At 66.1% G+C, this 25648-nt stretch carries 20 protein-coding genes; 4 read left to right on the top strand and 16 right to left on the bottom strand.

The genetic code is table 11. The features are described from left to right. Positions 1–124: 124 nt before the first annotated feature. Positions 125–376 carry a hypothetical protein gene (locus ACWPOB_RS03435; protein ID WP_455399896.1) on the bottom strand — a complete coding sequence of 84 codons (252 nt, stop codon included), beginning with the start codon at positions 374–376 and terminating at the stop codon, positions 125–127. Positions 377–834: 458 nt separating this feature from the next. On the opposite strand from ACWPOB_RS03435, the gene ACWPOB_RS03430 reads away from it, so the two are divergent. The 3 genes from ACWPOB_RS03430 (at position 835) to ACWPOB_RS03420 (ending at position 3478) form a co-directional block, all read left to right on the top strand. Then, positions 835–1164 carry a hypothetical protein gene (locus tag ACWPOB_RS03430; protein WP_455399895.1) on the top strand — a complete coding sequence of 110 codons (330 nt, stop codon included), beginning with the start codon at positions 835–837 and terminating at the stop codon, positions 1162–1164. Positions 1165–1612: 448 nt separating this feature from the next. Further along, positions 1613–2581 carry an alpha/beta hydrolase gene (locus ACWPOB_RS03425; RefSeq protein WP_455399894.1) on the top strand — a complete coding sequence of 323 codons (969 nt, stop codon included), beginning with the start codon at positions 1613–1615 and terminating at the stop codon, positions 2579–2581. Between the two features lie 282 nt (positions 2582–2863). Continuing rightward, positions 2864–3478, top strand: a complete 615-nt coding sequence (locus ACWPOB_RS03420; protein ID WP_455399893.1) for a C40 family peptidase — start codon at positions 2864–2866, stop codon at positions 3476–3478. Between the two features lie 998 nt (positions 3479–4476). On the opposite strand, the gene ACWPOB_RS03415 is transcribed toward ACWPOB_RS03420, so the two are convergent. From ACWPOB_RS03415 to ACWPOB_RS03405, 3 genes are all read right to left on the bottom strand, one after another. After that, positions 4477–4860: a Zn-ribbon domain-containing OB-fold protein gene (locus ACWPOB_RS03415; protein WP_100056535.1), complete on the bottom strand. Its 384-nt coding sequence runs from the start codon at positions 4858–4860 to the stop codon at positions 4477–4479. Further along, a complete protein-coding gene (locus tag ACWPOB_RS03410) occupies positions 4857–5720 on the bottom strand; it encodes an alpha/beta fold hydrolase (protein WP_455399892.1) in 864 nt (287 codons plus the stop codon). The genes ACWPOB_RS03415 and ACWPOB_RS03410 overlap by 4 nt, the downstream gene beginning before the upstream one ends. 719 nt (positions 5721–6439) lie before the next feature. After that, a complete protein-coding gene (locus ACWPOB_RS03405; RefSeq protein ID WP_455399891.1) occupies positions 6440–9751 on the bottom strand; it encodes a protein kinase domain-containing protein in 3312 nt (1103 codons plus the stop codon). A gap of 228 nt (positions 9752–9979) precedes the next feature. Between ACWPOB_RS03405 and ACWPOB_RS03400 the strand changes: the two genes are divergently transcribed. Next, complete coding sequence (locus ACWPOB_RS03400; protein WP_455399890.1) at positions 9980–10195, top strand: hypothetical protein; 216 nt, start codon at positions 9980–9982, stop codon at positions 10193–10195. A gap of 521 nt (positions 10196–10716) precedes the next feature. Here the strand turns inward: ACWPOB_RS03400 and ACWPOB_RS03395 are convergent. The 12 genes from ACWPOB_RS03395 to ACWPOB_RS03340 form a co-directional block, all read right to left on the bottom strand. After that, positions 10717–11001, bottom strand: a complete 285-nt coding sequence (locus ACWPOB_RS03395) for a CoA transferase (RefSeq protein WP_455399889.1) — start codon at positions 10999–11001, stop codon at positions 10717–10719. Positions 11002–11006: 5 nt separating this feature from the next. After that, the gene (locus tag ACWPOB_RS03390; RefSeq protein WP_455399888.1) at positions 11007–13649 is read right to left on the bottom strand and encodes an ATP-binding cassette domain-containing protein; all 2643 of its coding nucleotides are present in this window, start codon (positions 13647–13649) and stop codon (positions 11007–11009) included. Positions 13650–13734: 85 nt separating this feature from the next. Next, positions 13735–14613, bottom strand: coding sequence for a branched-chain amino acid ABC transporter permease (locus ACWPOB_RS03385; protein ID WP_455399887.1), 879 nt, complete (start codon positions 14611–14613; stop codon positions 13735–13737). A gap of 28 nt (positions 14614–14641) precedes the next feature. Further along, positions 14642–15832, bottom strand: coding sequence for an ABC transporter substrate-binding protein (locus ACWPOB_RS03380; protein WP_100055339.1), 1191 nt, complete (start codon positions 15830–15832; stop codon positions 14642–14644). 160 nt (positions 15833–15992) lie between these two features. Beyond that, a complete protein-coding gene (locus tag ACWPOB_RS03375) occupies positions 15993–16754 on the bottom strand; it encodes a class II aldolase/adducin family protein (RefSeq protein WP_455399886.1) in 762 nt (253 codons plus the stop codon). Positions 16755–16801: 47 nt separating this feature from the next. Continuing rightward, entirely contained in the window at positions 16802–18067 is a 1266-nt protein-coding gene (locus ACWPOB_RS03370) for an amidohydrolase family protein (RefSeq protein WP_100055338.1), read from the bottom strand. A gap of 256 nt (positions 18068–18323) precedes the next feature. After that, entirely contained in the window at positions 18324–18563 is a 240-nt protein-coding gene (locus ACWPOB_RS03365; RefSeq protein ID WP_100055337.1) for a hypothetical protein, read from the bottom strand. A 42-nt stretch (positions 18564–18605) separates the two neighbouring features. Continuing rightward, positions 18606–20411, bottom strand: coding sequence for a CoA transferase (locus ACWPOB_RS03360; protein WP_100055336.1), 1806 nt, complete (start codon positions 20409–20411; stop codon positions 18606–18608). Between the two features lie 18 nt (positions 20412–20429). Then, positions 20430–21431, bottom strand: a complete 1002-nt coding sequence (locus ACWPOB_RS03355; protein ID WP_455399885.1) for a PDR/VanB family oxidoreductase — start codon at positions 21429–21431, stop codon at positions 20430–20432. A 120-nt stretch (positions 21432–21551) separates the two neighbouring features. Then, a complete protein-coding gene (locus tag ACWPOB_RS03350) occupies positions 21552–23018 on the bottom strand; it encodes an aldehyde dehydrogenase family protein (RefSeq protein ID WP_455399884.1) in 1467 nt (488 codons plus the stop codon). Further along, on the bottom strand, positions 23015–24103 hold the full coding sequence (locus ACWPOB_RS03345) for an alcohol dehydrogenase catalytic domain-containing protein (protein WP_100055333.1): 1089 nt from the start codon (positions 24101–24103) through the stop codon (positions 23015–23017). The genes ACWPOB_RS03350 and ACWPOB_RS03345 overlap by 4 nt, the downstream gene beginning before the upstream one ends. Positions 24104–24164: 61 nt before the next feature. Next, positions 24165–25643 carry a cytochrome P450 gene (locus tag ACWPOB_RS03340; RefSeq protein ID WP_455399883.1) on the bottom strand — a complete coding sequence of 493 codons (1479 nt, stop codon included), beginning with the start codon at positions 25641–25643 and terminating at the stop codon, positions 24165–24167. Between the last annotated feature and the right edge of the window lie 5 nt (positions 25644–25648).

The raw sequence follows: 25648 nt of genomic DNA, 5'->3' as shown, positions 1-25648 counted from the left end.
ACGAACGCATCGAGACGTTCACCGACATCGGTCAGGGCTGCGGCATCCACCCGGTTATCGTCTCGAACACCACGCCGAATCTCGAGTCCCCACAACAAGAAGTGGTGAACCTAACAAAGTCCTACTAGTCGACTTCCTGTTGGACGGTGGAGACTCCGACGGCGACGGCGACGGCGACGGCGACGCGGACGAGGTGATCGACGGCCGCGGCTGCCTCGTCGGTGCGGTGCGGGCCCTTGCACGTGCGTACGACCGAGGACCCGGCCCGCGCGCCGGCCATCGCCCCGCGCCAGGTGGATCCGCGGGAACCGCCCCACGCAAGCGGCTCGGCGCCACGCTCGGTGCCTACCTGGGCAGGGTCACAGAAACCTGCCAATGCGGCAGTGCGCCGAGCCTACCCACGCGATCGGCAACGGCACCGACCTCGAGCCGAAACCGTTGGCCCTCGAGAGGTTTCGGCACGCGCACACCGCGGAATGCCGGGAGCACCCACCTCATCGCGACCGCCCGTGGTGATGCACGGGGGCAGGGACAGCTGTCGCCCCCAGGCCGTCGATGGCGGTGTCACCTGTCTGCTCCTCCGGGTCCGCGGTCGCACCCAACCAGCCTCGGACGGGTGAACGATCCGCCGCCCACCCCGGTCCAGGGCTATGTGGGTGGGAAGACAGGTATCCCTCCGGGTCGTTCGGCCGATGCCCTCGGGCCCCACGGCGGGCAACCATATGACCTCACACATACCGCGCAGGCCGGGTCCCCTGGCGGCTCCGACACCGTTCGTCGTCGCCCTTCGGAATGGACCCGTCGCGTGGACTGCACGGAAAGGGGCCCGCACCGATGACGGCAGAATCGTCCAGCTGGGGGGACTATGTCACGGCGGCGTTCTCCCGCGATTTCGTCGCCGAGGGATTCGACTACGACACCGTCGAACAGATCCATCGCGGCGTCTTCGACGAGTGGCGGGTTGCGCTGGCCCGCTCGGGTCTGTTCACCAACCGCGCCGTCGCCGAGGCGGTGCGCTGCTGGCAGAACAATCCCTCCTCCCTGTTGGACGCCCTGCTCGCGGGCGCGGACGAGATGACCGTCAAGCGCTACCGGACCGCGTGGAACGCACTGGACCGAACTGCACACGACGGCTCCGTCCGGGCCGCGGCCCGGTACGCATGAGCGCTCCCCGCGGCAGAGCGGTCTGCAGCACGCCCCACGCCGCGAGCGGACCCCCCGGCCGGCGAGACCGCCATGCTCCGAAACAGTACGTCCGGTCTCGCTGGGCGCCGACCGGGCAGATGCCGCGATCGTCCCGGCAGTCGTTCTCGGTGCGTGCGCCCCCGGACCGGCACCGTGTCCAGACCCCGACGTCGGCACCGCCGGTGTGCCGACGCCTCAGGAGATATGTGCACGCCGAGTCGGACTCCACCTCGGCAGCGTGCATAGTCCCCCGGCCCACGCGTGCCCGACCCGTCCGGGGGCGCAAGAACGAACTGATGTGAGGACCCTCGTGACGACCACCCCACCGTTGGAACCCGGTGATCTCGACGAATGCGCTACGCATGACACGCAAGGAGTTCCCCACCGGCCGGCCACGGTGCACCGGCGGCACTTCCCCGGAGCCAGCGTGCAGGCGCAACTGCTGGCGCGATCGCTCCAGCTGACTCTGCGCCCGGTGCTCTCCCTGTGGGCGCGCGCGTCCGGACTGCCGTGGCCGACCAACCTGATCGAATCCGTCGGAAACCTGCTGCCGCCGATCGAGGGCACCCGGTGCCGACCCGCGACGCTGCCGCACTGCGGCGCGCTCTGGGTCCAGGCCCGGGACGTCGGTGCCGACCGTGTCGTCCTCTACCTGCACGGCGGGGCGTTTCTGTGCTGTGGCCTGCGCACGCACCGGCGTCTCGTCTCCCGCCTCTCCGCCGAGGCACAGGCACCGGTGCTGATGGTCGACTACCGGATGCTGCCCACCCATACGATCGACGACGCCGTCGACGACAGCATCGACGGGTACCGTCTGCTCCTGGCCACCGGCTACCGGCCCGAGCAGATCGTGATCGCCGGCGACTCCGCCGGCGGCTACCTGTCGTTCATGGTGCCGCTGCGGCTCCGTGACGAGGGCCTGCCCGCACCCGCAGCCGTCGTGGCGCTCTCCCCGCTGACCGAGTTGGATCCGGCCCGCAAACTGGCACACCCCAACGCGGACCGGTGCGCCCTCCTACCCGCCACCGCCGCGGCGGAACTGTCCCGACTCGCCCGGCGCCTCGAGGCCCACCGGGCGACCGGCCCCCACACCCGGGCCCGGCTGTGCCCGATCGAGCACGATCTGCGCGGCATGCCCCCGACACTGATCCAGGTAGGGTCGGACGAGCTGCTGCTGCCGGACGCCGAAACCATGGCACACCGGCTCGCCGCGGCCGGCAGCTACTGCGAGCTGCAGATCTGGGACCGCCAGGTGCACGTGTTCCAGGCCGCGGCCGATCTGCTGCCCGAATCCCGGCGGGCCATCGCCGAGATCGGCCACTTCATCCGGTCCATGGTTCCGGCCCGGGCACCCGGTGCGGTACGCCCCGAGAAGACACCGGGATACCCTGCGTAGCATCCGGTTTCGGACCCTGAGTGGGACCCATGCCCGCCGACTCACCGACCGATTCCGGCGTGACGAGTTCCGGGGTGGCGACATACCTCAGCGTGGGTGGCCCGACCGTCGGTGCCGGGGGAGGTAGGCCCGGTTCGTGATCTACCCGCATCACCGAACCAGGTAGGTGTATGGGCCGATCGGCCGTTGTCCGCCTCGTTCGTGACCGGAATGTTATGGAGTGTTCCGTCCGAGCGGCACCTCCATCCCTCGGACATCGCATGACACGAAGGACTCCATTTCATGGCCAAGCACAGAGTGCGTCGGGGCAACCGCCTGCAGGTCTCGACCAAAGGACTGCTGATCGCCGGGGGTGTGACGGTGGCAGCATGCCTGCTTCCGGCGTCACCTGCCGCAGCGGAGCCGATCACGATCCCCGGGATCGGGACGTTCGACATCCCCCAGGCACCGGCGCTTCCTCCGGTGCCTACCCCTGCACCTCTCCCGGTTCCCCACCCTGCGCCCCTCCCCGACACGGCACCCGCACTTCCACCGTCGCCGTCGCCGTCGCCGTCGACCCACGGTGTGCGGGCGCTCGCCGCGGCCGAGTCGAAGATCGGCTCACCGTACGTCTGGGGTGCGGCGGGGCCGGATGCGTTCGATTGCTCGGGCCTGGTCCAGTGGGCGTACCAGCAGGTCGGCGTCGGCGTGCCGCGCACCACCTACGACCAGCTCGACGGGGGACAACCGGTGGATCGGGCACACCTGCAGCCCGGCGATCTCGTCTTGTTCAACGGAGCGCAGCATGTCGGGCTCTACGCTGGGAACGGCACGGTCGTCCACGCCCCCACCGCCGGGCAGTCGGTGAAACAGGCGCCACTGGGCTCGATGCCGTTCTACGCGGCCCGCCGGTACTAGGCTCGGCCGCCCCGGGGTGCCTGTCGAGAATCAGCCGGTACAAGGAGGTACACAGGGCCCGGGCCCGACGAAACTCCGATCCAGTTCACGGCCCGTGAGCCATGATCTCAGGTGCAGAGGCGATCGCCGGGTGTACCCGAACGCCGTGGTGGGTCGGCGTGTGCGGCCGCGGTGGCGATCGGTGGCGCATCGAAGACCAGCGATGAGGCCTGGGGTGAGCCGGTCCCCCAGTCCACGATCCAGCGGGACTACGCGTCGATCCGCGCCTTGCGCCGGACCTTCCCTCCCGCGGGGGCGCTCGGGGATATCGGTACTGCGCTCGTTCGGTGGGAAGTCGCACTCGACGGGATCCGCCAAGCACGCGCGTGCCTCTTGGGAACATCCCGGCCTCGAAACCTGGAATACCCTGACTGTTAATGTTTTTCGTCATTGCGTGCATGTGTTCGCCTCCCGATCGCGATGCCCCCTCCCGATCGTCGGTTCCGTGCGCCCCGGCCGATGCCGATACCGTGTCCGGTCACGGCCGAGACCACCGGGCACCGCCCGGGGGCCTGCCGGCATCCTCGACGAGGGTGCAGCCGTCCGCGTGGTGCAGAGCTCTTCGTCGCGCCCCTTCGATGCGATGCACGGCGTCTCGGACGGCGCGGATGCCATCGAGGCGATGCCGGGACGTCGGCGCAGTCGGTACGAGCGTGGCGGCGTCACCGAGAACACGTCGCCGACGGGACGCCCAGATCGCGAACAACCCCGGCTGTCAGCCTCTCGTCGGCATCACGCCCGAGACGGCTGCCCTTTCCGGACGCGTGCATCATGCTGTGCCGGAGGGAAATTGCTGTCCACCAGCGGGCGATGACGAGGCGCTGTCCGACCCAGGTCCGGCCCTACGTCACGAAACAGGGACGGCAACGACACAAGCTTCGGCGAGGAGTTGACCCCTTCATGTCTCCTCCCAGTACTGCTTTTCAGCAATGTTTTTCAGGTTCAGGCAGGAGCGGAGGTCACTCGGGGTCGCGGGGTACGAAGATCGGGAATCGCTCGCCTGGCTGCGTGGACCGGAACCGCACCCGTACCGGCCGCTCGGAGGGCACCGGAACATCGCCGTCGATCCATGAATAGACCCAGGGGCCCTCGTCGAGTGCGACGATGGCGATGATCGACGGGCAGGGCGCGCCGCACACCGGGTCGGGGGTGCGATCGACGACCCGGCACGAGACGATCACTCCCGCGCCGGCCGAGGAGATGGGCTCGAGAGTGCCGGCGCCGCACGAGGGACAGCGCCCGGTCAGGGGTGCGAGCAACGCGGCGCAACCCCGGCACTTCCAGATGACGAGCCGGCCGAATCGCGTGGTCTCGCACCCGCGACGGGCGAGACCGGCGCTCACGACGCCACCTCGGTGGGGAGCCGGTCCAAGGCGGTGCGCATCGTGTGACCGAAACACTCCGGGTCGGTGATCGGCCACCCGTGTCCTCCCGCGACGGTGAACACCGGCGGTCCCCCCAGGCAGGCGCCGAGCGATTCGACACTCGCACGCGATATCAGGCGGTCGCCCCGGCTCCACACCAGCGCTACCGGTAGACGTCGTTGCGCGAGCCGGTGCAGCTCAGCGGTCAGGTCCCCACCCCGGGCGGTGGGGTCGGTGCGCCCTACACTTGCCGGATCCCCGACGTCGTGACGACTGGTAATGGTGGGACGAGGCCACGTGGTCGGGGCGAGCATCCGCAGCGACAGCGCGTCCCCCAGCGCCGCAGCGCCCCGCTCCCACAGGGGTCCGTCACCGAGCGGGGGCGTCGCACCATTGACGTCCGGCCGCGCCCCTGCCCCGACGGAGTTGACGAGAACCAGTCGCGCCACCTGATCAGGAAGATCATGGGCGGCCCGGATCGCCAGCGCCCCGCCGAACGAATGCCCGACCAAGGTCACCGGACCGAGCCCGGCAGCGCCGAGGAACCGACCGAGCCAGGCGGCGCAGTCCGCCACGGTCCGCTCATCGAGTGGACGGTCCGGCACTCCCGAAAACCCCGGGATCGCCGGGGCATAGACCCGACAGCTCCGGGCAAGCCGGGCCAAGGCGTGACGGTAGATCCAGGGCGTCAAACCCCATCCGGGAACGAAGACCGCCGGGGATCCTCGTCCGAGAACGCCGCACACCTCCACCCGGGCGTCGACGCGAACAGTGGACCAGTGTATGGCTGTGTGGTGACCGTCGGCTCGGGTCACCGGAGATCGGTGTCGGTAGGGCATCGGATGGACCTTCGGTCGATCTGGTGAGACATGTCACACCATGTCCCGCCTATCGCGGCCAGGCAACGGCCGTAGTACCTAGCGGCATACCTGTTTTCTTCAGAGGAAGGAAACTGGTCGGTACGAAACGAAGGGCGACGGCCGCACTCCGGCATACCTTTTCGCACCGCCCGATCGTCACTAGGGGCGGAGTCATCGGACTCCGTGTCCGCCAAGTATCGATTGCCGCGGCATGACCAACACCGAAAGCGATTATTTCACAGCACTATTCTGTGTCGATTGCATCCATTCACGACCGTGAGGTGTAAAGCTGACCGTCGAATGCTTCAGAGGTCACCGCTCACACATCCCTTGCGCGGCACAGTCCGGTGCATACCGATCGGTCCTCACAAGAGCTAGGAAGCGGGGTGTCTTGGACTGTCAGGTACTACCGGTCCGCCCATGCAACGCCCCTGCGCGTTCCGCGACTTCCTCGAGACTGTGCGAGCACTCCGACCCGGGAAGAAGTTGTATGTGGTGATCGACGACTTCAGTTCGCGGCCCCGCGCTCCTTCGCGCTGGACGGACCTGTTCACCGCGGCCATGCCGGACCACACGCCGCCATCGCTCCTACACGCGCTGGCGAGACCCCGCGCCGACCTGAAGACGAATTGTCCCCGCCTCAACGATCCTGGACCGTGTAGCCGCATTACTCAGTCAAGGTTTGCCCGACATGCCACTTAGTCGTGCGTCTGCTCGGTGACCCAAGCCGCGACCTGGGCCCGGGAGGTGAATCCGAGTTTGGCCAGGATGTGCTCCACATGGCCTTGTGCCGTGCGAGGGGAGATCACCAGGCGACGGGCGATGGCCTGATTCGTCAGGCCTTCGCCGATCAGGTCGGCGACTTGGCGTTCCCTCTTGGTCAGTCGCGCCGACGCCTCGGTGCCGGGCGGGGAGTCGGCCGGCGGGTGCTCGCGCAGGGCGTAGGCGATGGCCGCGTCGAAGCCGAATTGCTCACCTTGGCGGTATGCCGCGCTGAAGGCGTTGCCCCCGAGCTTCTGCCGGGTTTTCTGGGCACATTCTTCGTGGTAAGCAACCAGATGGGAGTGAATGATCGGGGAACTGCCGATCGCCTGCGCCAACCCGTCCGCAGCTCCCATCAGAACTGCAGCCCGACGTGCATCGCGTTGGTCGACGCTGATCCAGGCCAGCGCCTCGAGGGAGGCTGCAACGACGTGGGGACTGCGCACCTGCCGGGACAGCTCCAGTGATTCCTCGAGAAACTGCGCCGAACGACGTGCATTACCCTGCTGCCACAGGATAATTCCCAAGGCCCACAGCGCATACGATCGATGCACCGTCTCGCCGTGCGTTTTCGTGATCGCGAGGACCCGCTCATGGCATTCGAGTGCCTCCTCTCTCAGGCCGGACAGTTCATAGGCCGTCCCCAGTGCGGTCAGCGCAGTCACCTCGAGCGTCCGATCGCCGCGTTCACTGAACTGTGCAAGTGCGGATTCGAGGTGAGAACGGGCATGTTCGAAATCACCGCTGAGGAGTCCGAGCCTTCCGTCGGCGAAGGACACGAACGCGCGCGCCAGGGGGTCGGTGGTCTGCGCAGCGAGCGTGTGTCCTTGCTCGACGAGTGTGGTCCCGGCATGGATGTCGCCTTGGACGTTGGCCATTACGCTGGCACAGTAGAGCGCCTTGGCCCGTTCGAGGGTAGGTGGGCCGTCCTGGCGGGCGAGCAGTTGGTCGTACCAGCGCCGCCCCTCGTGATAGAGGCTCTGAGAGATCCAGAACGAGAACAGTGCGGCGGCGATACGCAGTCCGGCGGCAGGATCGTCGGCGATGCTGAATTCGAGGGCTTCGCGCAGGTTCGGTTGTTCCCGCTTCAGGCGGGCGATCCAGTCGAGCTGGCGGGCGCTGATCCACTCGGCCTCCGCGGCGCGCGCCAACGCCTCGTACCAGTCCCGGTGCCGGCGACGCACGACCAGGTCCTCGCCAGTCTGCTCGAGCTTCTCGTAGCCGTAGTCCCGGAGGGTCTCGAGCATCCGGAACCGCACCACCGACCCGGCCTCCTCCCGGACCAGGATCGACTTCTCCACCAGGGAGGTCAGCGTGTCCAGCACCTCGCCGGGGGCCAGACCCACACCACACACCTGCTCCGCGGCGTCGAGGTCGAAGCTGCCCGCGAACACCGCCACCCGACCCCACACCCGTTGCTCGACGGCGGTGCACAACTCGAAACTCCAGTCGATACACCACCGCAGCGTCTGCTGCCGCGTCGGCGCACCCCGGCTGCCGCGGGTGAGCAGGGTGTAGCGGTCGGTGAGTCGGTCGAGGATCTGTTCCGGCGAGAGCGCCCGCAGCCGGGCCGCGGCCAACTCGATCGGCAGCGGCAACCCGTCGAGCCGGTGGCAGATCCGCGCCACCGTCGCCGCGTTGTCCTCGGTGAGCACGAAACCGGGAACGGCGGCCGCGGCGCGGTCGGCGAACATTTTCACCGCATCGTATCGGGGCAACTCCCGCATCGAGGGCGGCTGCTGTGGATCCGGGACCGTCAGCGGCGGGACAGCGAGCACCGCCTCCCCGCCGACGGCAACGGGTTCGCGGCTGGTGGCCAGGATCCGCAGCCGAGGACACGTTCGCAGCAGGAGGTCGGCGAGGTCGGCGACCGCGTCGATCACGTGCTCGCAGTTGTCGAGCACCACCAGCACCTGCCGCACGGCGAGGAACTCGAGCAGCACTTCCTGCACCGGCCTGCCCGACTGGTCCCGCAGCCCCACCGCCGCAGCCACCGCCTCGAGCAGCGACGCGCGGTCGTGCAGCTCCCCGAGCTCGACCAGCCGCACCCCGTCGGCGTAGTCGCGCTGCACCGCCGCCGCCACCCGCATCGCCAGGCGGGTCTTGCCGACCCCGCCGATCCCGGTCAACGTCACCAGCCGGGAGCCGGCCAGCAGGTTCTTCGCCTCGGTGAGCTCGTGGCGGCGGCCGACGAAACTGGTCAGCTCCAGGGGAAGACTGCCCGTTGCGCCCGGTATGGCGGGTGCCGGGATCCGGCGCCGGCCGCTCGGCCCCGGCCCGAGGCCCCCGACCTCCGCGTCCTCCCCGGCCTCCGCGTCCTCCCCGGCCTCGACGTCCTCGGCGTCGGCGTCGGCGCGCAGGGCCATCTCGTCGACCGGGAGGTCGTGGGTGCGTTGCAGGGCGCGCAGTTCCTCGCCGAAGGCGGCGGCGGTGCCCGGACGTCGACCGGGCTGGCGGGCCATCGCCCGGGCGATGGTGTCGGCCACGTCGTCGGGGATCCCGTGCTCGCGCAGGTCCGGCACCGGTTGCGTGGTGATCCGCAGGAACTGCGCGACCACCTGCTCCCCGCTGCGGCGTTCGAACGCGGCATGGCCGGTCAGCGCGCTGAACACGGTGGCGCCCAGACCGTAGATGTCGGCGGCCGCACTCGGCGGCTCCCCGCCTAACACCTCGGGCGCGGTGTAGGCGGGCGATCCGGTGACGGCGCCGGTGGCGGTCTCGAAACCGCCGGCGATGTGCGCGATACCGAAGTCGGCCAGGTGCGGTTCGCCGTACTCGGTGAGCAAGACGTTTGCGGGCTTGACGTCGCGGTGCAGGATGCCGAGCCGGTGCGCGGTCTCGAGTGCACCGGCCATCTTCACCCCGAGCCGCAGTGCCTGATCCAGCGGCAGCGGCCCGTGCCGGTGGATCCGCGCGTCGAGAGAATCCTGCGGGTGGTACGGCATCACGAGGTAGGGCCGGCCGCTGGCGGTGGCGCCGACCTGCAGGATGTTGACGATGTTCGGGTGCCCGGTCAGCCGCCCCATCGCCCGCTGCTCCCGGAGGAACCGCGCCCGGTTCTCCTCGTCGAGGTCGACGGTGAGCACCTTCACCGCCACCGTGCGATCCAGCTCCGCCTGGGCGCAACGGTAGACCACCCCGAACCCGCCGCGGCCGATCTCCCGGACCTCGTCGAACCCGGCATCGGCCAACTCCGCGGCCGGTGGCGGCGGATACCGCTGCTTATCGAACCGATCCCGGTCACCCATCGGTACGAGCTACTCACTCCGTCGACTCGCTACTCCCGTGCACCGGTCCCGACGGCACAACCAGCGCACGTTCCTCCATGACCCCACCTCGTGAGGCGTGGCCTCAGGATATCGCCGTATGCGGTCGACGTGGCCTTCGACCGCTCCGGAACTGCAAGACGAGACTCAGCCCGTTGCGGACACCCGGTGCAGCTGCGGCAGTCATCCGCTTCGACCGACGCCATCCAAGTGCACCACGTTCTCGCCGAGGCCGTGGGTGAGCATCTCGGCGGCGGCGGTGACCTGGGCGACGGTGACCTCGAGATGCCGGCAGCCGGCGAGGACCTGTTCGAGCCCGATCTGCTCGTCGGCGGTCAGGTCATCGGGGCGCAGTCTCGAAGAACACGATCCGCCGGACCTTCGGCACCGACCTTCCGAGCGGGGCACTCCGACCTTACGTCGTAGCCGTAGGTGGTCGCGGACGGTGGTGCAGCTCCTGCAGTACCCCAATGCCCGCAGTTCCTCGTAGACAGCGGAAGTGGAGTCTTATCCGTAGTCGAACCCAGGCATGGAGATATCCGGCGAACTCGTTCCGCAGACTGGGACGGCCGGCACGGCGACGACGAAGCGGAATCCACGAGTGACCACTCATATTCGTCGATGAGCGCGACATGATGGGTGTCCATCTGGGGGTGCCGATCTTCGTAGACGCCGATCGCGCTCTCGTAGTCGGTGCCCAGCGCTGATGCACTTTCCCTCGATCGGTGTGGGCCCACCGATCGGGGCAGGCAAACAAGACATAGACCCCGATCCGGCGGTCAGGCACTGGCGCTGGACCTGCCGTCCGCCCCGACCCGATACTGGACGATTACGCCCTCCCCGGGAGGCCGAGCAACGGCCAGCACCAGCACCGTCACCCCTCCGCGGCCGCGGCGCTTCCGGCCGACCCGACGCCGGCTGCGTCGGCTCGAACCCGCCACCCTCCGTCACACCGCCACCGTAATCCCCACGACGTTCGGGGGCGGTGCCGACCGCCCGTCGGTACGGCCGATGGTGGGTAGTAGGGGCGACGGTGAGCGCGACGTAGTTGATGTAGTGGCCGGCCTTGTCCGCCACTCGTCAGGAGCGATGCCGAGGCGCTCAGCGAGACCGGGGCGGAATCCCTCCAACAGCACGTCACAGCGATCTACCAACTCCAAGATCCGAGCGCGGTCGTCGGAGTCTTTCAGGTTGACAGACCCGCCCCCTTCGGAAACGACGCCTACCGGCATCGAGGTTAGAAATAGACATCCTGCAACTGGTGAATCGATCCGGCGTCTCCCTCGAGTTCGACGACAGACCCATCCCTCAGGACGTACAACCGATCACAAACACTCGAAAGCGTCTGGATATTCTGATCGACGACAAGCACACCCTCGCCGTTTTCGCGGGCCAGGGCCGACAACACCTGTAGCGCTTCGCTTGTCGCCTTGGGCGATAGCCCCAGACTGAGTTCGTCCACCATCAGAATGGAAGGTTCGGCGGCAAGTCCCCGGGCTATCGCCAGCATCTGTTGTTGACCGCCGCTCAATAGCCCTGCGGGGCGATCCAACAGGGGTCTGAGTCCCGGGAACCGGTCCAAAATCTGGTCTAGGTCCTCATTCGTCAATCTGTGGCCGACCGCCAAGGCGCCGACCTGCAGATTGGCCAGCGCAGAAAGCGATCCGACTACGCCCCGGCCCTCGGGTACGTGGATCAACCCAGATCTGGCCGCCGCCACTGGCGACGAAGGAACCGGCGTCGAGTCCATGGTGACAAGACCGTCTCCGCGGGGGATCACTCCGGACAGTGCGCGTAGTAGCGTCGTCTTTCCCGCGCCGTTCCTGCCTGTAAGGCCGACGAGTTCTCCGCGGGAGACATGCAGGGAAACCTTGTCGAGAACGCGCGTGGGTCCGTATCCGACTGTCAGGTCGGTAACCACCAAGCCTTGTGACGACAGATTCACGCTGAGCGATTCCGCCTGAGGGTTCGTCGAGGAAGATTGGGCGCCACCTGACTCAGCCCCGCGGACCGCGGTTGACTGGACTGGGTTGGAGTCCGATTCACGCTCCGGGTCCGGCAGTTCGACGGGCTTGCCGACGAAGGCTTCCAGTACCCGCTCGTCGCGTGTGACGTGATTTGGTTCTCCGGAGGCCAAAACCTCCCCGCCGTCCAGTACCATGACGGTATCGGCTACTCGCCGCACGAACGCAATATGGTGGGCGACGAGTAGAATCGTGACTCTCCCACTGCTGCGTAGTTTTCGAATCGCATTCTCCACACAGTGGATCTCATGTTCACCCAGTCCGGCTGTGGGTTCGTCGAGCAACAAGACCTTCGGCTCCGACACAAAGGACCTGGCCAGGTCGACCAGTTTCCTGTCAGCCAGAGAGATTTCATCTGCCCTCTTGTTCCACACAGACTCGGACACGCCGACGAGAAACAAGGCCTCCTCGCACCTGGTTCGAATATCGGCATCCGTTTTTCGGCCAAGCGTCGGGCGCAACAGATCCACCAGCAGCCAGCGACGGTGCTGATGCAAAAGACCTAGGGCAACGTTCTCTACCGCGGACAAGTCATCAACGAGCGAGGGATTCTGAAAGGTGCGTCCGACTCCCGACGCACGGATTTCTGGTGGCGACATCGTGGTGGTTTCGCGACCGTTGATCCTGATCTCGCCACTTGTCGGTCGGAGCAGGCCGGTGACCGTGTTGATCAACGTTGTCTTACCGGCACCGTTTGGACCGATCAGAGCATGGATCCGACCGTGCCCTACCGCGAGATCGACTCCATGAAGTACCTGCGCCCCATCAAAAGCGACACCAACGCCGGCAAGCTCGATCGCGGCGACCTCGGTCCTTGCAGTCGCGGTATCTTCCGCAGAATTCTGGCCCCTGCCCAGCGCCGTACGATCGAGATCCTGGGATGAGGGCTCGCCGGCGTCAGCGCTATCGAGATCGCCGGTCATGTCCACCGCAGTGCCGGAACGCTCGGGTGCTCGCCGCGCGACAGTGCCTTCCCCCCACAAGTGAACTCCACCACTCCACTTCGACAGCGCACCCAGAATCCCTGCCGGAGCCAGCACGACAAAGACAAGGAAGGTGATGCTTGCGTATAGGGCCTGGTTCTCAGGAGCGCCGTGAAACACGGCAGGCAACACTGCGAAGAACAGCCCACCGAGCAATGGGCCCGACAAGGTTCCTTGCCCACCCACGACAACCATCGCGACCAGCGTGATGGACGCCGCCACCCCGAACGAATCTGGGGTGATCACCGTAAGCCCTTGGGAGATCACAATTCCTGCCAACGCTGCACCGAGTCCTGTAAAGACAAACGCGGTCCATTTAGCGTGCTTGACCCTGACTCCCAGCAAGGAAGCAACCTGCTCGCTCGAGCGTATCAACCGTAGCTCGTGCCCGCGCCTTCCACTGCCGAAATTTGAGGAGGTGAAGAGAACGACCGCCAAGAAGCAGAGCGCAAGAAAATACAGCCCAGCGCCATTTCCGAGGTCGACGCCGAGAACGAGGAGCTCCGGAACCAGCAGACCAGACTGACTACCCGTAAGACTGACGAACGCACTCGACTGTAGGCCGGCCGCCACGACAAACGCCAGAAAGAACGTGGCCACTGCCGAACCGAAATGAGAAAGTTGAACCACTGCCAGCGCAATGATCCCGCACGCAACCAGGGTGACGCCCAGGCAGACAACGAGCGCCGGAAACGGAGACATCCCCGCGGTCCTCGCGACTGTCCAGGTATACGCGGCAACGGCGACCAAGGCGCCATGGCCGAACGAGATCTCGCCGAGGTGCCCCTGCCACAGGTTCATCCCGACGGCCACGGTGCCCCATGCTATACCGAGTATAAGAATGTACTGCCACGAGGGGTCACGAACGATCATCCCGAGGGATGCAAGCGCTACGAGTGTCGCGGACAGGCCCCAGTACCGATAAGGGGACCTTCGCTGCTGTCGCGGTATCGAGTGCTCAAACACGATGTACGCTCCGCTCTCCGAAAACTCCCTGGGGACGAATGACCAGGACGGTGATGAGTGCCACGAAGATGACGAGGTTGGCCGCGTCGGGCCCAAAGTAGGTTGCCACTACATTACTGACGATACCTGCGCTGACGCCGCCGATGACCGCCCCGGTCAGGCTCGTGAGCCCGAAAGCGATCGCTGCCGTAAAGGCATAGAGCAAGTAGCCCTCGAGCATGAATGTCGAGACGTAGGCGTGGTTGGCAGCTATGAGGCTTACGATTGCGGCCAAGAAGCTGCTGATCCCCCAGGCTATCGCACACAATCGGTCGCTCCGGACGCCGAGCAACCTGACCGTTTCGCGGGATTCTGCCACCGCGCGAAGCAGCAGACCAGCGCCGGAGAATCTGAAGAAGAGGCTGAAGCCACCGAGGAGAATCGCTGCCACGGCGACCGTTTCCATCAGGGAATAGTCGATGCGAACCCCAAGAATGCCGAAGCTGCCGGAGGTCACAAGCTGTGGAAACTGAAATGGTTGGCCGACTCCCTTGAATCGGTCTATGAATGCGGCGAGTACGAGCGACAGGGCCAGCGTTCTGATGATCACATTCGTCTTGTCCGCCCTCGGCTTGGGACGGATGACGGCGTAGAAGGTGACCACGCCCAAGACTGTGCTGGACAACAGCCCCATCACGACGGCCACGACAAGGGAGGCGCCGAACTCGACCATTACAGTCAAGGCGACGAAGACAGCTGCCGTGCCCATCATTCCCTGGGCGAAATTTACTGTCGCGGTTGTCTTGAAAAGCACAACCATCGCAAACGACATCAGGCCGTACAGCATGCCGACAGTGACGCCGCTCAGAACCGTCTCCAAGAACAGACTCATGACACCTCCAGGGGCTATCGGGTAAGCATCACTGCAGAACCGGTACGCTGACCGATTCGACTGCCTCGTACACACCGTCCTTGACAGTGACCGCCGGCAATGACGTCAGGCCCATGTGCGAATCTCGAGAGAACGTTACGGGCGGGATGAGAGGACTGGTCTGATGGTCCCGCATGGAGGCAAACGCATCGGCCAGGCTCTCGCTGCTCGGGTTGGGTCCGGCCATCTCGAGTCCCGCGACCACCGTTTGCGCGATCGCGCACCCGAACGTGGTCACTGTGTCGACCTCCGCGCCGGGGTAGTACTTTTCGACCGCTTCCAGGCACTCGGCTGCGCTCGGGTCCGCAGGTGGCTTGGTAATTGCCAGGCTGAACAGTAGACCGTGCGCACTCGGGGGGGTCCCTTGCAAAAAGGTGTTACCAGGCAGCGAGCTCGTACCCAGGATCGCCTTCTTGGGCAGCATATTCTTACCAGAAAGGAAATTGACGATCTTGGTGGTTTCTGCGGGAGCGGAGGTGAACACCACATAATCCGGTCGCGCCTCGGCGAGTTGAAGGGCTACCGGCGTCACGTCGGCGCCGAAAGGCACGATTGCCGTGCCGAGAAATGCGCCGCCACCATCGCGCACGGCTGTCTCGACCTTCGCAAGAATGGCATCGTTCTGGTCGGATACCGTGCGGACGAGGAAGACGCTGCCGGCGCCTGTCTTCTGGAAGGCGGCGGACACCACAGCATGCGCCTGGTCGGGAAAGGTGGGGACCAGCGCGAAGGCCTGCGGCACCACCGTGTTCACAAACGACGGACTCGACTTCGCCGGGAAGAGGAGAGGAACGCCCGCTTTGTCCAGAACCGGGACAATTGCATCGATCGAGCCCGAGCCCGAGCCACCGACGATCGCTATATTTTTGTCTGTCAAGAGCTTTCGGACGTTTTGCACTGCGCGGGCCACATCGAGGCCGTCGTCGAGCAGTGTCAGTTCGATCTTCTTCCCGTTCACGCCCCCGGCGTCGTTGACTGCCCGAAAGATCGCCTGCTGGCCTTCACTCAGTGCCTTGCCGTACCCCCCGGCCGGCCCGCTGATTCCACTCGTCTCACCGAGTCTGATGACATCGCTTTGCGACTCGGCGTTACTGGCAGCACCGCAGCCGGCGAGCGTGAGGGCGACCGCAGCGGCAGTGAGCCCGCAAGTAAGTCTACTGACGTGAAAGCGTGTGCGCATTACATCACCTTTCGTATTACATTCCGGAGGAATGAGAAATGTGCTTGCGTTGGGTGACCCTCTAGCGCAATGCGCAGACGGGTGGACGGTTCGGCAGGCCGTAGTCACCGACCGGCGCGTGGACGAATGACCTCGGGCACCGATATTGAACTTCGGCGATTTACTCAGCCAGGTCGGGCTGCTCTCGCATGATTCGCGCGAGTATTGGCTGAAAATTGAACCAACCAGCACGCTGATCGTAGAGCGCGGCGACCTGCCGCGCAGTCCCGGCAGGAATCACGTCCGGTTTTCCGGCGGCTAGGGCGAGGAGCTGCGCCTGACAGGATCGTTCGAGGGAGATGAACCACCATGCGGCTTCGTCAACCGTTGCCCCGGCCGTAAGTATGCCGTGATTTTTGAGAATTGCAGCGCGATTCTCACCCAGACTTTCCGCGAGGGCACGACCTTCGTCGTCCTCCAGCACGACGCCATTGTACTGATCGAAAACGGAGTGCCTTTCGTAGAAGGCACACGCGTCCTGCGTGATAGGCTCCAACTTCCGGCCGAATGCGGACCAGGTTTTCCCATACAACGAGTGACTGTGGGCAACGCAGACCACATCAGGTCTCGCGTCGTGCACACTGGCATGTATCGTGATTGCTGCCGGATTGACGGGACCTACACCCTCGACCAATTGTCCGGTCCCATCGATAAGGCACAGGTCCGATGCGCGAATGTGGCCGAAGGACATCCCCCACGGGTTCACCCAGAGGTGGTCGGTGTGCTCGGGATCGCGGGCAGTGATATGTCCGGTAACTCCGTTGTCGAATCCGAACTTGCTGAAGACCCTGAACGCTGCGGCAAGGCGCACTTTCCTGTGATTTCGTTCTTCAGCGACAGACTGAAATGTCGGCGGATCCGGCAGGTCGAGAGTGTGCATCATTGACTGCTCCTGGAAGGGAGGAAGAGTGTCGCTTCCGATACTCGAGATCAGGAGTGGGCGATGCTCGAGGAATCGATCAGCGCCTGAGGAGGGAGAGGGTGCTGGTAGAGCGCACTCGCATTCCGGAAGCAGAGCTTCTCGACCGTGTCCCGAGGTAGCGACTTCATGTCCCGACTGAACAGGTCTTGCGACTCCGGCCACGAGGAGTCGGCATGCGGATAATCTGTCTCGACCATGACTCTGTCGGCGCCGATGATGTCGAGCATCCGGAACGCCGCCGGATCTTCGATGGACGTAAACCAAAAGTTGCGTCGCAGGATGTCGACCGGGTTCGGATCCGACGGGCTCCACGTCTTCGAACTGGCAGCCTGTCGGTAGGAACGAGTGAGTCGCTCGATGATCATCGGCACCCATGAGACGCCGGATTCGGAGAGTACGATCTTCAGACGCGGAAACCGCAGAGGGATCCGAGAGAAAATCCAATCGACCACTGCCTGGACGGAGTTCAACGGAAAAAGCGCAACCGTCACATCTGCAGGCGATGCCACGCTCGGTTGGCAAATCGACCCCGAGGACCCCACGTGCAGGTTGATCACGGTCTCGGTCTCTTCGCATGCACGAAAGAACGGATCCCAGTATTCGGAGTAGAGCGACGGAAGACCCAGCCCCTCGGGATTCTCCGAGAATGTCACCGATTGGAAGCCACGTTCCTTGTTGTTTCTCACCTCCGATGCCGCCACCTCCGGGTCGAGGAGCCAGGGCAATTGACAGGAGATGAATCGGTCCGGATAGGCACCGCACCATTCTTCGAGCATCCAGTCGTTGTACGCCCGGACGGAAGCCAGACCAACCTCCCGATCGCGCATCCCGCTCAACCGCTTCCCAGCAAACCCCCAGATGAATGACGGAAAGTTCAGAGATGCATACACCCCGTTGAGATCCATATCCTTTATCCGGGAATGAACATCCCACACCCCGGGGCGGAAATCTTCGTACTTTTGAGGTGCCAGACTCCACTCTTCGATCGGCCGACCGACCGCACCACACATCGTGAGACGCATGGGAACTCGGTCGCCATCGATGCGCCAATACGGTATGCCGTCCTGATCCGGGACGACCGACGGAACAAGATCGCGATACCGCGCACTTGTTCGGCTGGTGAAGATATCCGCCGGCTCGAGAACGTGATCGTCCACCGAGATGAGGGGACACCACAGCTCCCCAGGCTGCGGATCCGGAAGAAAAGTGGGCTCCGACCGCACCAGTTCCCTACCCTGACTTTCGACATCCGGGTTGTGAATATCGAGCGCCATTCATGACTCCATTCTGTCGACATGACGTTATGCACCGAAGAAGGTCTCGGATCCCCGAGGAACAACCGGACCGCGGTCGCGCTGCACCGCGCCGTCCACCTACGTGTCGGCTCGGACCGGCAGCGATGACGCCTGGCTCGCCGGCCGGCATCGCTCGGAGCTCTACCCACCCGAGTGGCGTAGGTGTGATATCGATCGCATTTTACCCTGCCGATTGGAAGGTACACGATGTCACGAAACCGGTCAACGAAATGGATCAGCGAATCCGCTGTCGCTCAACTGATTCCATCAGTTTATGAGCTCGCCCAGCGATATCTGCCCGTCCGGACGCGGTCGGCGAATCGGTTGCCCGCGCGGTGCGGAGGATCTCCCGCAGCCGGCGTTGATACCGGTCCACAGTCATCCCGAACGTGACAAACACCTCGTCCGGGGGCGCGCCCCCGAAGGGTGCCCAGTTCACCGCGAACTGAACGAGTTCTCGGTCCTCGCTGTTCATCCGACCCATCCTTGCGTTTTCGATCACCGGGCGAGTCCGCGCTCACCCGATCAGGTTGCCCTCCGGGTCAATGGCCCTGAGGTATTCGAGTTCCGCGGTGCACGGCGCCGCCAGCTGCTCGACGTCCGGCGCGAGCCGCACATCCCATCCGGTCACCGCGCGCACGCGGGCCAGCGCCTCGTCGGCCCCGGCGGCGACATCCTTGAACCACGCCGACAGCACGTACTCGCCGTCGCACTTACTCAGATGCCCGACGTCGGTGGCGATCACCGCGACATTCGCTCCGTGATAGCTGGTGAAGTCGGCCATGCCCACGAATTTTCGAGAGTCGGCCGCAACGACGGCGACCGTCGGAACCCGCGACGCAATGTCGGTGCTCCCCCCGCCACCGACAAGGAAGTGGCCGGACGGCGTGCGATTACTGTTGGCATTCCCATCGCTGTCGAGTACCCCGGCCGACAGCACCGCGATCGTGGTGTCCGGGGTGGCCGGCAGCAGCATGCCAAGCACCTCCAGCGCGCTGCTGAGGTGACGCGCGGTGGGGAGGTTGCGGGTGTTCGAGAGCGTCGCGTCGTGCGGTCTGGGGATATAGCCGAGCACCCCGCTCTCGAAGACCAGGTCGACGACATGCTCGTCGTCCAGCAGTGTCACCCGGCCCAGCGCAGCGGCGAGGTGCGACACGCCGGCGCCCGCCACCACGGTCCGGGTGCCGGACGCGCGCGCCAGGTTCGCCATTGCGCGGGCACCCGAGACGGCGAGGCGTTCGCCCAGGGTCACCGAGCCGGTTTCCGCGGGGATCTGTTCGGCATCGAGTTCGTCGATCCTCCAGGACTCGTCGAGGTCCATCGCGATCAGGTGCTCGATGCGCTCACGACCGAGTTCGCCGAGGTAGCGTGCGCGGGTCGGCACGTCGATCCAGCGCCGGCTGAACTCCTCCGCCTCTTCGAGGGTCCGCAGGCACCCCAGTTCGGCAAGAAACCGGTAATCCTCGCCGTACCCGGCGGCGCCCTCTACCCGAATCGGGACCGGGGAAGCCGAGGGGTGCGCCCCGAACGGGACTTGCGCGACCCCGCGAACTCGGGCCGCAGGGACCCTCACGTGGCCCGCCCACCGCCGCAGATCGGCCGGCGACACGATGTGGTCTGCCGTCAGAATGACGCCCTTGCGCGCCGCATAGACGGTGTGGAGGTCTTCCGCGAACGGCGGGAACACCACGCCGTTGCCGTGCCAGTCCGCGACCGGGCAATGGATCAGCGCCACATCCGGACGCAGGGCCGGCATGACCGAGCAGTCCGACTCATCGAAGGGATTGACAATGTTGCGGACGGGCCGCGATCCGGGCACGACGGGCAGGTCCGTGCCATCCATCGTCGTCGCGGGCACGAACGGCCATCCGAGCGCGCCGGCGAGCACCCGCTGGATCAGCGCCAGGATGGACCACTCCTCGACGACGAGCGCGCCGTCCCGGATGGCCTGCGCCAGGATCGTGTTCGGCCGCACCGCCGGATACGTGGTGGCGGCGAACGCGGTGACGAGCCGATCCACTCCGCCGGAGGCGACGAGGAGGGCGACCTCCGCGCGCAGCGACGCGGAGATGACGGTCAGCCCGCGCAGTCGGCCCGATCTGACCTGCCGGAGCACCTCGAACAGCGACGCGTACGCGCGCGTCGAGAGCCACGGGAAATGGATCTGGTCTCCCGGCTCCACCACCTCACGCACGATCTCGTCGAGTGGCCGCACCCGGGCGGGTGCGGGCGCCGTCGCCCCTGCGTCGTACCGGAAGTCTCCCGCCGCGCCACGCGCGCGGCCGACCGCCGGAAATGTTATGGATTCCAAGATTATTCCCATCTGTAGGGGCGCGGCGGACTACAGGTCGAGGACCAGACGCGGGGACCTCGAGCGACCCACGCAGATCATCATCCGGTCACCGCATTCGCGCTCCCGGTCGGACAGCAGTAGGTCGTGGTGCTCGGGCTCGCCCTCGAGTACCCGCACCTCGCAGGCTCCGCAGAAGCCCTCCTCACAATCGGACAGGAAGTCCGGGACAGAGTCACGGACGACGTCGAGCAGAGTTCGCTCGGGCGGCACGTCCAACACCGCGCCGGTACGACGCAGTTCGACCTCGAACCCCGTGCCGGCGCTCTCAGCTGGGGCCGGCGTCTCACTGCACTGACTGCTCGACGACGCACCGAAGCGCTCAACATGCAGGGCGTCCGGCGCGAATCGGGAATCGACCCGCTCCTCGGTCGCCCGGATCAGCCCCTCGGGCCCACAGCAGTAGATGACGCAGTCGCCAGGGACCGCGGCGAGCACCGCGTCCAGATCGAGCATCCCGTGCGAGTCTTGTGGGACGACGTCGACGTTCCCCCCACCGATGCGGTCCAGTTCGTCGAGGAAGGCCATCGACGACCGGCTGCGCCCGCCGTAGACCAGTCGCCACGGCACCCCCCGGCGCCGCACCTCGCGGACCATCGCGAGCATCGGCGTGATGCCGATACCCCCGGCCACGAACAGGTAGGAGGGGGCGTCGACCAGGGGAAAGTGGTTGCGCGGTCCGCGCACCGACATCGTCCGGCCGACCAGCGCGCTGTCGTGGATCTCCCGTGAGCCGCCGCGGCCGTGCTCCTCGCGCAGCACCGCCACCGTGTAGGCAGCGCGGTCGTCGGGATCCCCGCACAGCGAGTACTGCCGCACCTTGCCCGAGGGCAGGATGAGGTCCAGGTGGGCACCGGGCGCCCACGCCGGCAGCTCGGAGCCGTTCGTATCGATCAGCCGGATCGAGACGACGCCCTCCGCCTCCCACGTCACCTGCTGCACCAACAGCTCGTACATCCGTTGCGGATCAGCGTCGAGGTCAGAGTGTGCCATGCCATGTCATCCGTTCGAATGTGTTCGTCGTTCATAATCCGAAAACCGCCAGGATCAGGGCGGTTACGGCGGCGCCGGACCGAACGCCCCCGGCGCCGCCGTGTCCGTCCGGGCGCGGGTCTATCCGAGGATCTGTCGATCGCTGATCTGCTGGGTCCAGGTGAACTCCAGCAGGCCTTCCATGCCCATCTCGCGCCCGTAGCCACTGGCCTTCACCCCGCCGAACGGCGCGCCCGGATCGAACGCTGCCATGCCGTGCTTGTTGATGAAGGTCACGCCTGCATCGATCTCGCCGGCCATGTTCCAGGCGCGGCTCGGATCCGCCGTCCAGATGCTGGAGGTCAGACCGTACGGGGTCGAGTTCACGAGCGAGATCGCCTCGCTCTCGGTTCGGAAACCGAGGATCGGCAGCGCAGGGCCGAATTGTTCCTCGGTGACGATGCGCTCCTGCGCCGCGACGCCCGTCACCAGTGTCGGCAGGTGGAAGTACCCGCCCTCCCACGACGCCTTGTCGCGCGCACGACCGAAGGACTTCACCTGGGCACCAGAGGATTCCGCCTCCGCGAGCAGAGCGGTGAACCGCTTGAACTGCCGCTCGTTGGCGAGCGGACCCATCGTCACCTCAGGATCCAGCCCGTCACCGACCACGAACTCCTGCAGTGCCTCGCCGAGACGGGAGGTCACCTCCGCGAGCAGCGTCTCGTGCACGTACAGCCGCTTGACTGCGAAGCAGACCTGCCCGGAGGTGACGGTGAAAGCCGAAACCAGCTTCCGGATCAGCTCGTCGTCGACGACCACGTCGTCGAGCAGCACGGCAGGATCGTTGCCACCCAACTCGAACACTCCCCGGCGCAGCCGCGATCCGAGGGCTTGGGCGACCGCCCGGCCGGCCTCGGGCCCCCCGGTGAACGCGATCATGTCGACGTCGGGATGCGCACTCAACGCGGCCCCCACCCGGTCGCCGGTCCCGGTGACGACGTTCACCACGCCGGCGGGCAGCGCCGCACCGATCGCCTCGATCGCCTTGAGAACCCCCAGCGAGGCGAACGGAGACGGTACGGCGACGATCGTGTTGCCCGCGAGCAGAGCCGGACCGAGTTTGACGCCGAGCAGCGCGATCGGCCAGTTCCACGGGACGATCGCCCCCACGACCCCGACCGGTCGGCGCCTGACCTCGAGCCGCCCGGTGTCGTCGACGCGGCTGTCCGTCAGGATCGCGGCCAGATCGTCGAGGTTGTCGAGGTAGTGCTTCCACCCCCATGGAGGGGACTGGAAGTCCATGATCGATTCCGCCAGGATCTTGCCCATCTCGCGGGTCAGGACCTCCGGGCCCGAGGGATCGATCGCCGTCAGTCGCGCACCGGCGTCGGCCACCATGGCGGCCCGCTCGACGAGCGGTAGCCGCGCCCAGTCGCGCTGCGCCGCTTTCGCGGCGGCGACGGCGAGGTCGACGTCGGCAGGTGCCCCGTCGGGGATCGACCCCGCGAGTTCCGTGACGCGGGCGGGGTTGACCACGTCGATCCGTCCGCCGGACGTCGAGTCGCGCCACCGGCCGTCGACGTACATCTGCATGTCGAGTCCGTTCACAGCAACACCACGCCCTTCGTGATCTCGTTGGCGGCCAGTTGGCCGAGGGCCTTGGGGACGTCGTCGAGCCCGTAGGTCGCGTCGATGACCGAGTCCAGCGGCAGTCGGCCGTCCATGTAGAGGTCGACGAACGCGGGGATGTCCCGCTGCGGAATGATCGATCCTGCGTACGTACCCGTCAGTTGCTTCTGCATCAGGAACGCGAACAGGTCGGACGTGACGGTCACCGACGCATCCATGACACCGATGGCCACTGCGAGCCCGCCGGGCCGGATGCCCTGCAGCGCCGTCTCCAGCGTGCCCTGCGCGCCCACCGCGTCGAATCCGTAATCCGCGCCCCTGCCGTCGGTGAGGTCGCGGATGGCTGCAACAGCCTCCGGTCCCGATACGGAGATCGTGTGCGATGCGAGACCGAGTTCGCGAGCCCGCGCGAGCTTGTGCTCCGCGAGATCCACGGCGATGACAGAGGTCGCACCCATCGCCCGCGCACCCATCATCGCGGCGAGACCGACGCCGCCGGCGCCGATCACGACGACGTTGCTGCCGGGTCGCACTTCCGCGCGGACGATCGCCGCCCCCAGGCCCGTCGACCACGCGCAGCCCAGGCCGGCGAGCTTCTCGAGCGGCGCGTCGGGTCGGATCTTCACCGCCGCCGATGCCGGCACCACCGCATACTCGGCGAACGAACCCTGGCAGAAGAGGGTGTGCACATCCTCGTCGCGCGAGCGCAACCTGGTGGTGCCGTCGAGCATGGTGCCGGAGAAGCCGACGGCGCGTTCGCAGAGCGCGTACTCCCCTCGCAGACACTGGTAGCACGCGTGGCATGAGGTGATGATCGAGCAGAGCACGTGGTCTCCGACCGCGAGGTGCTCGACGCCCGGTCCGACCTCGTCGACGATGCCCGCTCCCTCGTGGCCGAGGACGATCGGGCGCGGTGACGGCAGATGCCCGGCCAGGACCGAGACGTCGGTGTGGCAGATGCCCGAACTCACCAGGCGAACGCGCACCTCCCCGGCCCGGGGCCGGGGATCCGGCAGCTCCTCGATCTCGATCTGGCCGACTCTGCGGCTGACTGCGGCTCTCACATGAACCTCCTGAGCGTGGTGGGATGGATGCCGTGCGCCCGGCGACGTGCACCGGTGGGGGTCAGCGCTGCGGCGTGAAGACGATCGGCAGCGAGCGGATGATCCGCGTCTGCCCCTCCGAAATCTGAACGGCACTCGGATCCGCCAGCCGGTAGTCCGGAATGCGGACAAGGATTTCCTCGACCATGATGCGCAGTTCGATCCGGGCCAACGGCGCGCCCGGGCATCGGTGCACGCCCGCTCCGAATGCGAGATGCCGGTTCGGCCTTCGATCCAGGAGGATCTTGGCCGGCTCGTCGAAGGCCGCCTCGTCGTGATTGGCGGACAGCCACGACATCCACACTCGTTCGCCCTCCGGGATCACCGTCCCGGCAACCTCGACCGGGCACGTGGTCGTGCGCGCGAAGCCGGGAACCGGGGTGATGTAGCGCAGGAACTCCTCGACTGCCGAGGTCAGCATCTCGGGGTGGGCCTGCAGTTGTGAGCGGAGCTCGGGGTGACGATCGATCAGGGTGAAGATGTGGTTGGCTGCTGCTGCGGTAGTTTCGCCGCCGGCCCCGGTGAGGGAGAGGTAGATGTCGAGAACTTCCTCCTCGGTGACCGCGCGGTCGTCGATGGTCGACGAAAGCAGATGGCTGGCAAGGTCTGTGGTCGGATTCTCTCGACGGGCGGTGATGTGGCGGACGTAGTAGTCGCGGATCTCCATCTGCAGTGCAAGGCCCTCCTCCGGCGAGGCGACGGAGACCAGACCGAGAGACCAGTCACTGAACCGGGAGACGTCCTCGTCGGGGATTCCCAGCAGCCAGGTGATCACCCGTGTCGTCAGCGGGAATGCCAGGTCCCGCGCCAGGTCGGCTTCGCCGGCGGCGGTGAAGCGTTCGATCAGCTCGACGGCGTGCTTGCGGATTTCGCCCTCGAGCTCTGCGAATCGGCGGGCGTTGAAGACGACGTTGAGAAGTGAGCGGTACTTCGAGTGTTGCGGCGGATCGGACTCCATCGGAATGAACGGTCGGGGCGCGCCGACGGACGGCAAGGTGATGGTCGGCAGTGAGGAGAACCGCTCGGTGTCCCGGGTGGCCGCGTCGACCTCCTGGTAGCGGGTCAACGCCCAGAATCCGCCGTGGGTCTCGCTGTGCTGGACGGGACACTTGGCCCGCATCTCGCGGTGAATCGTGTCGGGATCATGAAGGGTGGCGACATAGCGGTTGTTGTAATCGTTGTTGCTTGTGTCCACTGCTCCCCCAGATTGGGTAGGCCGGTAGCCGGTGAATGGTGTGTCCCGGATTCGGGCGATGGATCCGACATTAAGCCCTTCCGATCGGAAGGTCAATGAGAAAATGTGAGCTGCCTCACCAATCCGACGGGCGGGAACCGAGTCGACCACGGACCACCGCACCAGCGGCATGATGCCGAGCAAGACTCGAGGCGCGTTTCCGCATCCCCGCACCCGGCGTCGGCGCCGGCAGCGCCTGCCGTCAGGCGTACTCTCGGCGAACGGGTGTCGGTGAGTGCACGCTCGAGCGCCGGCGCGGTCCGGCACACCCG

The organism is Rhodococcus sp. 2H158 (assembly GCF_053764755.1).
The sequence above is the reverse complement of the archived record's forward strand: the minus strand, read 5'-3'. Positions and strand labels throughout refer to the sequence as shown.